This is a genomic window from Streptomyces sp. NPDC101110, from assembly GCF_044759525.1.
Lineage (GTDB): Bacteria > Actinomycetota > Actinomycetes > Streptomycetales > Streptomycetaceae > Streptomyces.
In genome coordinates this window covers 519,097-531,084 of sequence record NZ_JBIVZM010000002.1, presented here as the reverse complement: position 1 = coordinate 531,084, position 11,988 = coordinate 519,097, and the positions used below count along the sequence as shown (strand labels likewise).

Annotated in this window: 12 protein-coding genes and 1 tRNA gene; 11 read left to right on the top strand and 2 right to left on the bottom strand. The window is 72.5% G+C overall.

Annotation, left to right across the window (positions count from 1 at the left end; all coding sequences use genetic code 11):
- Positions 1–642 precede the first annotated feature (642 nt).
- The 11 genes from ACIQU3_RS05735 (at position 643) to ACIQU3_RS05685 (ending at position 9,441) form a co-directional block, all read left to right on the top strand.
- Positions 643–3,066, top strand: coding sequence for an ATP-binding protein (locus ACIQU3_RS05735; RefSeq protein ID WP_403923461.1), 2,424 nt, complete (start codon positions 643–645; stop codon positions 3,064–3,066).
- Positions 3,067–3,134: 68 nt separating this feature from the next.
- Complete coding sequence (locus ACIQU3_RS05730; RefSeq protein ID WP_030840841.1) at positions 3,135–3,566, top strand: roadblock/LC7 domain-containing protein; 432 nt, start codon at positions 3,135–3,137, stop codon at positions 3,564–3,566.
- Positions 3,567–3,568: 2 nt separating this feature from the next.
- Positions 3,569–3,940: a DUF742 domain-containing protein gene (locus ACIQU3_RS05725; protein WP_403727234.1), complete on the top strand. Its 372-nt coding sequence runs from the start codon at positions 3,569–3,571 to the stop codon at positions 3,938–3,940.
- Positions 3,918–4,547, top strand: coding sequence for a GTP-binding protein (locus tag ACIQU3_RS05720; RefSeq protein ID WP_403727236.1), 630 nt, complete (start codon positions 3,918–3,920; stop codon positions 4,545–4,547). Before ACIQU3_RS05725 ends, ACIQU3_RS05720 begins: the two co-directional genes overlap by 23 nt.
- A gap of 61 nt (positions 4,548–4,608) precedes the next feature.
- Complete coding sequence (locus tag ACIQU3_RS05715) at positions 4,609–5,181, top strand: GAF domain-containing protein (protein ID WP_403727238.1); 573 nt, start codon at positions 4,609–4,611, stop codon at positions 5,179–5,181.
- Positions 5,182–5,362: 181 nt separating this feature from the next.
- Entirely contained in the window at positions 5,363–6,391 is a 1,029-nt protein-coding gene (tdh, locus tag ACIQU3_RS05710; RefSeq protein WP_403727240.1) for an L-threonine 3-dehydrogenase, read from the top strand.
- 36 nt (positions 6,392–6,427) lie between these two features.
- The gene (locus ACIQU3_RS05705; RefSeq protein ID WP_403923459.1) at positions 6,428–7,630 is read left to right on the top strand and encodes a glycine C-acetyltransferase; all 1,203 of its coding nucleotides are present in this window, start codon (positions 6,428–6,430) and stop codon (positions 7,628–7,630) included.
- Between the two features lie 26 nt (positions 7,631–7,656).
- Positions 7,657–8,559, top strand: coding sequence for a LysR family transcriptional regulator (locus ACIQU3_RS05700; protein WP_403727244.1), 903 nt, complete (start codon positions 7,657–7,659; stop codon positions 8,557–8,559).
- A gap of 62 nt (positions 8,560–8,621) precedes the next feature.
- A complete protein-coding gene (locus ACIQU3_RS05695) occupies positions 8,622–8,843 on the top strand; it encodes a hypothetical protein (RefSeq protein ID WP_403727246.1) in 222 nt (73 codons plus the stop codon).
- 30 nt (positions 8,844–8,873) lie between these two features.
- On the top strand, positions 8,874–9,230 hold the full coding sequence (locus tag ACIQU3_RS05690) for an MmcQ/YjbR family DNA-binding protein (protein WP_403727248.1): 357 nt from the start codon (positions 8,874–8,876) through the stop codon (positions 9,228–9,230).
- A gap of 137 nt (positions 9,231–9,367) precedes the next feature.
- Positions 9,368–9,441 (top strand) — tRNA-Pro (locus ACIQU3_RS05685).
- A gap of 73 nt (positions 9,442–9,514) precedes the next feature.
- Here the strand turns inward: ACIQU3_RS05685 and ACIQU3_RS05680 are convergent.
- Together ACIQU3_RS05680 and ACIQU3_RS05675 are read right to left on the bottom strand one after the other, a co-directional pair.
- On the bottom strand, positions 9,515–10,522 hold the full coding sequence (locus ACIQU3_RS05680) for an MASE1 domain-containing protein (RefSeq protein ID WP_403727250.1): 1,008 nt from the start codon (positions 10,520–10,522) through the stop codon (positions 9,515–9,517).
- 83 nt (positions 10,523–10,605) lie between these two features.
- A complete protein-coding gene (locus ACIQU3_RS05675) occupies positions 10,606–11,940 on the bottom strand; it encodes a PP2C family protein-serine/threonine phosphatase (RefSeq protein ID WP_403923457.1) in 1,335 nt (444 codons plus the stop codon).
- Positions 11,941–11,988: the final 48 nt, after the last annotated feature.

Genomic DNA, 11,988 nt, shown 5'->3' with positions numbered 1-11,988 from the left:
GTGGTTTTGTTTGTTTTTTTTTTTGACACCCTACTCCACGCGGGCCCCCCCCCCCGCGGGGGGGGGGGGGGGGGGGGGGGGGGGCGCTGGGGGGGGGGGGGGGGGGGCTCCCCCCCCCCCCCCCCCCCCCCCGCTTCTGAGTGACCGCTTCTGACCAGGTCGGATCGAACTCCCATCGTTCGAGTTCGGGTCGGGAGCGGCGTTATCGGTCTGTCGTGCGAGACCTCATACCAGAGCGGGACGCTCACCGTATGAGTTTGTCAACTGCCCGCCGCACATGATGCGCTGGCGACTACTGTCAGTGGCCGTCGGGAAACAGGGCGGATCAGCGAGCGGGGGCCGGCACGTGCAGGCGCAGGGCGGACGAGGGAGTCGACGCGACGGGGAGCCCCGCTGCCCGCGAGCCGCCGACGCCGACGCCGGCCGCGCAGTCGGCGGCGACGTTCCGGACGAGGCCCGCACGGGCGTCGCGGAGGGCCCCGCCCAGGCCGCCCCACGGGACCCCGAGGCGTCGGCGGCACGCGGAAGCGGCGTGCGGCCGGGGGCGCCTCCCGGGGCTCGCGCAAGCGACCACGCGAACCCGTTCGTACCCCAGCGAGCTCCCCTGGCACCCAGGCCCGACGTACCCGTACGAGGACACCGATGTCTCACCTCCGCGCCCCGGCCGCGCGCGCAGACCGCCGTGAGGGCGGGCGGCACGGGCGGCCCGCCGTCCGCACCGCACCCGCCCTGCCCGAGACGCACATACGGCCCCAGCTGATGCGGCTCGCGGTCCTGCCCCCCGTGGCCGTCGCCCTCAGCGGCTGTGCCGCCGTCCTCTTCACCGTCCGGTCCACGGGAGCGCGGCCGAGCCCCACCCTGTGGGCGGTGCTCGGCGGCGCCGTCTTCGTGGCCCTCGTCGGCGTCGCCGTCGCCGCGGTCGCCGCCGACCGGGCCGCCCGCTCCGTGCACGACCGCATCGGCATGCTGCGCCGCGGCACCGCCCGGCGCGAGGCCGATCTGCGCACTCTCGTCGAGACCCTGCGCCGCGGCGACGGCCCGCCGCAGCTCGCACCGCAGAGCCGGCCCGAGGGGCCGCCCGCGGACGCCGACGACTTCGACCTCCTCGACGCCGACCTGTCCCGCGCGCACGACGGCGCCGTCACCGCCGTCGTGCAGGCCTCCCAGCTCTCCAGCCAGACCGGAAGCGAGCAGAAGCTCGAGGTGTTCGTCAACCTCGCCCGGCGCCTGCAGTCCCTGGTCCACCGCGAGATCTCCATCCTCGACGAGCTGGAGAACGAGATGGAGGACCCCGACCTGCTCAAGGGGCTCTTCCACGTCGACCACCTCGCCACCCGCATCCGCCGCCACGCGGAGAACCTCGCCGTGCTCGGCGGAGCCGTCTCACGCCGCCAGTGGAGCAACCCGGTCTCCATGACCGAGGTGCTGCGCTCGGCCATCGCCGAGGTCGAGCAGTACTCGCGGGTCAAACTCGTGCCGCCGGTCGACGGCCAGCTACGGGGGCACGCCGTCGCCGACGTCATCCACCTCCTGGCCGAACTCGTCGAGAACGCCACGGTGTTCTCCGCCCCGCACACCCACGTCCTGCTGCGCGCGAACCTCGTCACCTCCGGGCTCGCCGTCGAGGTCGAGGACCGCGGACTCGGCATGCCCGTGGAGGAGCAGACGCGGATGAACGCACTGCTCGCCGACCCCGACCAGGTGAATGTCGCCCGGCTCCTCGCCGACGGCCGCATCGGCCTGTTCGTCGTCTCCCAGCTCGCACGCCGGCACGGCATCACCGTCCGGCTCCAGACCAACATCTACGGCGGAGTGCAGGCGGTGCTCGTCGTGCCGCAGTCGTTGCTGGGAGCGGAGGCGGGGGCGGGTGCGCCCGGGGGAGAGGGGCAGCCGGAGGGCGGAGCGGCCGCTGCGGACCGTCCTGCGGTGCCGACGCGGCAGACCGGGCAGGGTGTTCAGGCCGGGCAGGGTGGCCAGGCCGGGCGGCCGGGCCGGGCAGCGCAGGGGGCCTCCGGTGCCGGGGCCGGGCAGGGGGCCTCTGGTGCCGGGGCCGGGCCGGGTGCCCTTGCTCCGTTCCAGGCACGATCCTCGGCCGACGGGGCCGAATCCCGCGTCTCCGCCGTACCGCTCCCCGTCTCCGGAGCGGGGACTCCGACGCCGGCTCCGCTCGCTCCACCCGGGGCATCACGGGGGCGCGCACCGGAAGCCGACCCTGCCCCGGGCGGGGACGCGCCGGGCGGCCGGCCCGCGCCCCTGCCCGTGCGCGGGGCCCGTCGGGAACGTCCGACCCCCGCCGAGGCACGGCCCGGTGTCAGTCCCGACGACCGGCGCCTCCTCGCCGAGCACGCCACCGAGCTGCCCACCCCCCGCAGCGGCGCGGTGCGGGGCACCATGGGCAAGCCCCAACTGCCCCGTCGCCGCGCCCAGGAGCACATCGCCCCCCAGCTGCGCGACGGCCCGGTGCCCCGCCAGGACCCCGAGTACCTCGTGGGGCACGACCCCGGTCTGATGGCGGCCTTCCAACGCGGCATCAGCCTCGCGGAGGCCCAGCAGAACCTGGAGGCCGACCACACGGAGTGGGCCGGCACGCGGACCGTCCCCATGGAGACGGCCCCCACCCAGTCCTCGCACACGCCCGCCGTCCCCAGGCCGGCCATGGAGCCGTCCCCCATGGACTCCGGGCACATGGGCGGTGACCCCATGGACTCCGGGCACATGGGCGGTGACCCCATGGACTCCGGGCACATGGGCGGTGACCCCATGGATCCCGCGCACATGGGCGATGCACCCATGGACTCCACGCACCTGGGCGGTCCCCCCAAGAGCCCCACCTACGTGGACTCCGATTACACGGACCCCGTCCCCATGGGCTCCGCCGACACAGGCACCGCCCACACGGACCCCGCACCCGGCGGGCCTACCCGCAGGGAGCCGGCGCACGTCCGGCCCGTCCACCTCGAGACGCTCGCCCCGGAGCCGTCCCCCTCGAACAGGCCGACGCCCGGGCCCCGTTCCGACCACCGCACGACCACCACCCGGCAGGACGGGAGCGCACCCGCCGGATGACCACCCCCCTTCCCACCCCCACCCCCAGCGCTCCCTCAGACCTTCGTACCCCAAGGAGTCGATCCACCATGGCGAGCGATGCGCCGACCGCCCATGTTTCCGATCTCGACTGGCTGATGAGCGGCCTCGTGCAGCGCGTACCGCACACGACCGCCGCCGTGCTCCTGTCCTGCGACGGACTCGTGAAGTCCGTGCACGGTCTCGACCCGGACAGCGCCGACCACATGGCAGCCCTGGCCTCCGGCCTGTACTCCCTCGGCCGCAGCGCCGGTGTCCGCTTCGGCGACGGCGGCGACGTGCGGCAGGTCGTCGTCGAACTCGCCTCGACCCTGCTGTTCGTCACCACCGCCGGCTCCGGCACCTGCCTCGCCGTGCTCGCCGGCCGCGAGGCCGACGCGGCCGTGCTGGGCTACGAGATGGCGATGCTCGTCAAGAGTGTCCGGCCCTACCTGGTGACCGCTCCCCGGCAGTCCGTCGAATCCCCGGCGATGAGGCCTTGAGCGTGACGGCGGCCGGTGACGGGCCATGGCTCGACGACGCGGCCGGGCGGCTGGTACGGCCGTTCACGGTCAGCAACGGCCGCACCCGTCCGACCGTCGCGCTCGACCTCATGTCACAGGTGATGGCCACCGGGGCGACCCCCCTCGGCTACCTCGGCCCCGAACACACGGAAGCGCTCGAGCGGTGCCGCGTGCCCGTCGCCGTCGCCGAGGTCGCCGCCCACCTCGAACTGCCGTTGGCCGTCACCAAGGTGCTGCTGGCGGACCTCGTCGACTGCGGGACGCTCACGACCAAGCCCCCCGCGTTCCACCACAACCCGACGGACCGGGCCCTTCTGGAGGCAGTGCTCGATGGACTACGACGACAGCTCTGACTACACCGACGGACCGGGCCCCGGCGCGGACCCGTTCCCCACCGCGCTGAAAATCCTGGTGGCAGGCGGGTTCGGGGTGGGCAAGACGACCTTTGTCGGCGCGGTCAGCGAGATCGCGCCGCTCAGCACGGAGGAACTGCTCACCACCGTCAGTGCCGCGACCGACAACCTCGACGGCATCGAGAACAAGGTCGAGACGACCGTGGCCATGGACTTCGGCCGCATCACCCTGGACCCGAAGCACGTGCTGTATCTGTTCGGCACGCCCGGGCAGGAGCGCTTCTGGTTCATGTGGGACGAGTTGTGCGAGGGCGCGCTCGGCGCGGTCATCCTCGCCGACACCCGCAGGCTCCAGGAGTGCTTCGCGGCCGTCGACTTCTTCGAGCAGCGCGGCCTCGGCTTCATCGTCGCCGTCAACGAGTTCGACGGCGCCCACCGCTACGACCCCGAGGAGGTACGCGGTGCCCTGGACCTGTCAGCGGACGTCCCCGTCGTGTGCTGCGACGCACGGATCTCCAGCTCCGGAGTCCAGACCCTGCTGACCCTGGTGCGCCACCTCATCGCCCACACGCCGGCCCCCGCGACGGGGTATGGCGCCCACATGTGACCCCCCTACACCCGCCACGGAAGCCATAGATGACGCGAGTCCACAGCCCAGGAGCATGCCCATGACCTACGACCCGCCGCGCCCGGCCGGTCGTCTGCTGCTCACACCCGAGGACAAGGAGGCCCCCGCCCGCACCCGCCGACTGCGCCGGCTGGGCCTGGGGGAGCGCCCCGACGCCGTGCTCGACGCCTTCGCCCACCGTCTCGCCGAACTCGCCGGCGCGCCTTACGCCATGGTCAACCTCCCTGACGAGCGGGGGCAGTTCTTCGCGGGACTGTACGTGCCGGCGATCGCGCCGGTCGTGCGCAGCGACGGCACCAGCCCGCGCCTCGGCCGTGCCCTGCCCCGCGACCACGGCTTCTGCCCCCATGTGGTGGCGCGCCGCAAGGCCCTCGCCCTGGAGGACGTCGGCGACTATCCGCGGTTCGCGGGCAATCCGGTGGTCGACGAGTTCGGCATCCGTTCCTACCTCGGCGCACCGCTCATCGACGGCGCGGGCCTGGTCCTGGGCACGGTCAGCGTCGCGGACATCGTGCCCCGGCCCTGGGGGAGGCCGGGCCTGACGACGATCAAGGAACACGCCGCTCGCCTCGTCGTGGAGCTGGAGAGCCGGGACGGCCTGCCGCCCTACTGAGGCCCGGGACCCCCACGGCACTGCCCAGGGCGTGAAGCAAAGCTGAGGCGGCGCTTAAGAAATCCTCGATGGACCGGCGTGGCCGCCGTACGGCAGATTGCAGTGCGATCCCACTCCCATCCCGGTCCAGGGGTTCCTTCGGCATGCCCGGAGCCGGGACTCACGCACAGGAGCCATAGCGGTGAAGGCGCTGGTCAAGCAGAAGGCGGAACCCGGGTTGTGGCTCGCGGACGTCCCCGAGCCCGCCGTCGGGCCCACGGACGTGCTCATCAAGGTGCTGCGCACCGGCATCTGCGGCACCGACCTGCACATCCGGGCCTGGGACGGCTGGGCCCAGCAGGCGATCAGCACCCCGCTCGTGGTCGGGCACGAGTTCGTCGGCGAGGTCGTCGAGACCGGCCGCGACGTCACCGACATCTCCGTCGGCGACCGGGTCAGCGGCGAGGGCCACCTGGTGTGCGGCAAGTGCCGCAACTGCCTGGCCGGCCGCCGTCACCTGTGCCGGGCCACCGTCGGGCTCGGAGTCGGCCGGGACGGCGCGTTCGCCGAGTACGTGGCCCTGCCCGCCGGCAACGTCTGGGTGCACCGGGTACCCGTCGACCTCGACGTGGCCGCCATCTTCGACCCCTTCGGCAACGCCGTGCACACCGCGCTGTCCTTCCCGCTCGTCGGCGAGGACGTCCTGGTCACCGGAGCGGGCCCGATCGGCCTGATGGCCGCCGCCGTGGCCAAGCACGCGGGCGCCCGCAACGTCGTGATCACCGACGTCAGCGAGGAGCGGCTGGACCTCGCCCGAAAGATCGGCGTCAGCCTCGCGCTCAACGTCTCCGGCTCCACCATCGCCGACGGGCAGCGCACGCTCGGACTGCGCGAGGGTTTCGACATCGGCCTGGAGATGTCCGGCCGTCCCGAGGCCATGCGCGACATGATCGCCAACATGACGCACGGCGGCCGGATCGCGATGCTCGGCCTGCCCTCGGAGGAGTTCGCCGTCGACTGGGCCCGCATCGTCACCTCGATGATCACCATCAAGGGCATCTACGGCCGCGAGATGTTCGAGACCTGGTACGCCATGTCCGTCCTGCTCGAAGCGGGCCTGGACCTCGCGCCCGTCATCACCGGCCGCTACAGCCACCGCGACTTCGAGGCGGCGTTCGAGGACGCGGCGAGCGGCCGCGGCGGCAAGGTCATCCTCGACTGGACCGCGTAACCCCCCTTCTCCGCGAGCACCTTAGGAGCTTTCTCGATGTTCGACTCCGTGCGCGACGACCTGCGCGCCACCCTCGACGAGATCCGCGCCGCCGGCCTGCACAAGCCCGAGCGTGTGATCGGCACCCCGCAGTCCGCCACCGTGAACGTCACCGCGGGCGGCCGCCCCGGCGAGGTCCTCAACTTCTGCGCCAACAACTACCTCGGCCTCGCCGACCACCCCGAGGTCGTCGCCGCCGCACACGAGGCCCTGGACCGCTGGGGCTACGGCATGGCCTCCGTCCGCTTCATCTGCGGCACCCAGGAGGTGCACAAGGAACTCGAGGCCAGGCTCTCGGCGTTCCTCGGCCAGGAGGACACGATCCTCTACTCCTCCTGCTTCGACGCCAACGGCGGCGTGTTCGAGACCCTGCTCGGCCCGGAGGACGCGGTCATCTCCGACGCCCTCAACCACGCGTCGATCATCGACGGCATCCGCCTGTCCAAGGCCCGCCGCCTGCGCTACGCCAACCGCGACCTGGCCGAGCTGGAAGCCCGTCTGAAGGAGGCCTCCGACGCGCGCCGCCGCCTGATCGTCACGGACGGCGTCTTCTCCATGGACGGCTACGTCGCCCCGCTCGGCGAGATCTGCGACCTCGCCGACCGCTACGACGCGATGGTCATGGTCGACGACTCCCACGCGGTCGGTTTCGTCGGCCCCGGCGGCCGCGGCACGCCCGAGCTGCACGGCGTGATGGACAGCGTCGACATCATCACCGGGACCCTCGGCAAGGCCCTCGGCGGCGCCTCCGGCGGCTACGTCGCCGCCCGCGCCGAGATCGTCGCCCTGCTGCGCCAGCGCTCCCGGCCGTACCTGTTCTCCAACACGCTCGCCCCGGTCATCGCGGCGGCCTCCCTGAAGGTCCTCGACCTGCTGGAGTCGGCGGACGACCTGCGTGTCCGGCTGGCCGAGAACACCGCCCTCTTCCGCGGCCGGATGACCGAGGAGGGCTTCGACGTCCTCCCCGGCGACCACGCCATCGCCCCGGTGATGATCGGGGACGCGGCGGTCGCCGGCCGCATGGCGGAGCTGCTGCTGGAGCGCGGCGTCTACGTCATCGGCTTCTCGTACCCGGTGGTGCCGCAGGGCCAGGCCCGCATCCGCGTCCAGCTGTCGGCCGCGCACTCCACGGACGACGTCAACCGCGCGGTCGACGCTTTCGTGGCGGCCCGGGCCCAGCTGGACTCCGAGCAGGCCTGAGGGATGCATTTGAGACAATCGATCGCATGATCGAAGCGCGGCGGCTCCACATCCTCCGGGCGGTGGCCGACCACCGTACGGTGACGGCGGCTGCCGCCGCGCTGTACCTCACCCCGTCGGCCGTCTCCCAGCAGCTCGCCGCCCTGGAGCAGGAGACCGGCCACCGGCTCGTCGAGCGAGGCGCCAAGGGCGTTCGGCTCACCCCCGCCGGGGAGATCCTGCTCAACCACACCAATGCGGTCCTGGCCCAGCTGGAGCGGGCCGAGGCCGAGCTGGCGGCGTACAGCTCGGGCTCGGCCGGCACCGTCACGGTCGCCTCCTTCGCCACCGGCATCGCCCTGGTCGTCGCGCCGGCCGTGGCCGGTCTCGCCCGCTCGGCGCCCGGCATCCGCATCCGCGTCCAGGACGCCGAGGGCGACGCGAGCCTGCCGATGGTGCTGGACCGGCAGGTCGATGTCGCGGTCGCCGTCGAGTACCGCGGTGCCCCGCCCGCCGACGACCCGCGTCTGGCCCATGTGCCGCTGTACTCCGAGCCCTTCGACGCGGTCGTGCCGGTCACCCACCGTCTGGCCGACGCGGCGGAGGTGCCGCTCGCCGAACTGGCCAAGGACGCGTGGATCGGCCCCTACCCCGGCAACCCCTGCCACGACGTGGTGATCCTGGCCTGCGAGAACGCCGGTTTCCAACCGCGCATGGAACACTCCTCGGACGACTTCCGCGCGGTCGTCGCCCTCGCCTCGGCCGACGCCGGTGTCGCCCTGGTGCCCCGCTCGGCGCTGCGCGGCATGGACCTCACCGGCGTGGTGGTCCGTCCCGTCGACGGGACGCCTCCCACCCGCCGGGTCTTCGCCGCGGTACGCAGGGGAGCAGAGGAGCACCCCCTCATCCGGCCCGTGCTGGACGCGCTCACCGCGGCGGCCCGGGTGTGAGCGTCCTGTGACGCCGTGATCCCGCCGGCCGCGACCGGCCTGCCGGCGCACGCGGACAACGGGTGGATCTGCCGGCCGGCACCGTGACCGGTGGTGCCTCCGTCGGGTTGCTCGCCCTCCTGCGCCCGGGCACCGGGACCGGCTGCCCCGCCGAGCGTCCGCACCGGTCCGCCGACTGGACCCCGATCGGCTCGATCCCCGACCACGCGGCCGATCCCGGCCGAATGCTGCGGCCCACGACGATCCACTGCAAGCGCATCCCGGCCACCGCTCCCACCAGGTGATTGTCAGTGCGAGCCGATACGGTGCCTGCCATGCCGGATGCCGAAGACGTACGACGGATCGCCCTGTCCCTGCCGGACACGACGGAGAAGATCGCCTGGAGCATGCCCACGTTCCGGGTCGCGGGGAAGATGTTCGCCACCCTTCCCGAGGACGAGACTTCCATCGCCGTGCGCTGCCCCAAGGAGGAGCGCGACGAACTGGTGCTCGCCGAGCCGGGGAAGTTCTGGATCGCCGACCACGAGGCCCAGTTCGCCTGGGTGCGGGCCCGGCTCGACGCCATCGAGGACGAGGCCGAGCTGCGCGACATCCTCGCCGACTCCTGGCGGCAGGCGGCCCCGACCCGGCTCCTGGAGACCCACCCCCGCCTGGGCCTCCCGACGGACTGATCGCACCCCTCGTCACCGCGACCGGCCTCGCAGTCGAGCAGGCGGGCCGGGAGAAACGGGTGCACGATCATCGGCGCGAGTGCGGTATTGTTTTCCTGCGCGTTCGGCCGGGGGAAACCCCCAGGTCAGACGGGCAACGGGACGTGGCGCAGCTTGGTAGCGCACTTGACTGGGGGTCAAGGGGTCGCAGGTTCAAATCCTGTCGTCCCGACTTGTGAAGCAGCAGGTCGGCGGCCGTATCGGAATTTTCCGATACGGCCGCTCGATCGTTTCCGGCGTCCTGCTCATTCCTGTTCGCGTCGACCGCTCGGCAGGGCCGGCCGGCGATCGCTGGTGGCGATTCTGGTGGCCATCTCGGCGAGCTGCCTGCACGCCTGCGTGATCTCCCGCTCGGTCTGCGCGCGTTCGCTGACGGCCGCTCCGAGCAGAAGCGCCGTCAACGAGGCGGAGCCGTTGAACGCCTGAAGAGCAATCATGTCCGTGAACAGGTCGTGGCCGGCGAACGGACCCGACTGCTGCGCGGCCGCGACGATCGCGAAGGTCGACACGGCGAGGGCGCACGGCGCGGCCCCGGCGAGCTGGAAGCGGAAGCCGGCCCAGATCAGCAGCGGGAAGCCGAGGAAGAGCAGTGGAGTGCTGCTGGTCTCGATGAAACCGACACACGCCGTGGCCGCCACCAGCAGCATCCCCTCCACCCATCGGGACAGCGGAACGCCCCGGGGCCACCGGGCCGAGCGCAGTACGAGCAGCACGGGTGTGACGGCCAGGACGCCCATCGCGTCGCCGGTCCACCACACCGACCAGGTCGAGGCGAAATCGTCCGTCGCCAGCGCCCCCGTCAGGGCCAGTGTCCCGCTGCCCACGGAGGCGCTGACCAGCATCCCGGTGAACGCCCCGAGGAAGATCAGGGCCAGCGCGTCCCGCAGCCGGTTCAGTTCGTTGCGGAACCCGGCACGCCGGAGCAAGGCGTACGAACAGACCGGTGCGAGCGTGTTGCCAGCCGTGATCGCGAGGACGGCCCAGAGTGACGGCCCGAGGGTGACGTTGGCCAGGAACGCGCCGAGGGCGATCCCGGGCCAGACCCGCGGTCCGAGCAGGAGGAGACTCGCGAGCGCGATACCGCTGGGCGGCCACAGCGGGGTGACCTGCCCGCGGACGAGTTGCTGGAGGAGTCCCAGCTCGGCCGAACCGTAGTACAGCGCGGCCACGGCGCAGATCTGCAGAGCCACCCGGACGCCGCGCCGGGGCCGTGCCTGCCGCGCGACCGCCATCGGGGACCTCCGCATCGCCATCCCCTCGACCATCATCCGCCGGATCCCCCGGTTCCTCCACACCGTTGCTGAGCTGGATGTTCGGTCCTCGCGGGCGCCCGCCCTCAGGGGAGCGGCGTGCGCAGGGCGAGCAGGGCCATGTCGTCGTGACCGTCACTGGGATGGTGATCGGCCAGGGCGCACACGAAGTCCCGCAGGGGCAGAGCGGTGTGGACCGCCGCGAGATCGGCCAGCTCCGCCAGGCTCTCGTCGATGGGGTGGGAGGGATGCTCGATCAAGCCGTCGGTGAAGAAGACCAGGGTGGTGCCGGGGGCCAGGAAGCGGGAGTGTTCGGGGCGGGGCTCCTCCGGGTCGACCCCGAGCGGCAGCCCGGGCTCCTCGGAGAGGATCTCGACCCGGCGCTCGGGAGTGATCAGCAGGGGTGGGACGTGCCCCGCGGTGCTCCAGCGCAGCCGCCGGCCGGTTCCCTCCGGCTCGATCCGGGCCAGGGCGGTCGTCGTGACGGGGTTGGGTGTGACGGCCTGGAGGGTGTGGTCGAGCCGGGTCAGGACCGCCGAGGGTGAACTGCCCGGATCGAAGAGCAGGGCGCGCAGCATGTTGCGTGTGGAGGCCATGGCGGCCGCGGCGTGCAGATCGTGTCCGACCACGTCACCGATGACGACGGCCACCACGTCGTCGGGCAGCTGGATCGCGTCGTACCAGTCCCCGCCGAGCCTGCTGGGTTCCGCGGCGGGCCGGTAGACGGCCGCCGCGGTGAACGGGCTCAGGTCCGGCAGTGTGGGCAGCAGCAGCCGCTGGAACTGCTCGGCTCCCACCCGCACCTGCTCGAACAGGCGGACGTTCTCGATCGCGATCCCGGCGGCGCTGGCCAGGGCCATCAGGACGTTCTCGTCGTGCACGTCGAAGGGCTGCCCGTCGTGCCGCTCGGAGAGGTACAGGTCACCGTAGATCTCACCGCGGACGCTGATGGCGACGCCCAGCAGGGTCCTCAGGTGGGGATGGCCGGGCGGGAAGCCGACGGACGCGGCGTGGGCGGGGATGTCGCCGATCCGCAGGGGCTCGGGGTGGCTGATCAGATGGCCGAGGACGCCCCGGCCGGTGGGCAGGCCCGTCCCGGCCAGGGCGGCGCTCTCCCGCTCGGAGAGGCCGGCGGTGATGAACTGCTCCAGGTGCTCACCGGTGTCGTTGAGCACGCCGAGGGCACCGTAGCGGGTGCCGACCAGGTCCATGGCGGTGGTGACGATGCGGTGCAGCACCGCGGGCAGCTCCACCTCGCGGCTGATGGCCACCACGGCGTCCAGCAGTCCCTGCATCCGGTCCATCGCGTCCAGCAGGGAGCGCAGCTGGTCGTCGATCCGGTCCAGCTCGGTACGAAGGCGCACGTGCAGCTCGGGCAGGTGCGGCTGTCCCGGATATCGGCCCTGCTGCTCCGCCGCCATCACATGCGCCTCCCGGCCGGAGGTCGGTCACGTGATAGAGCTTATGCC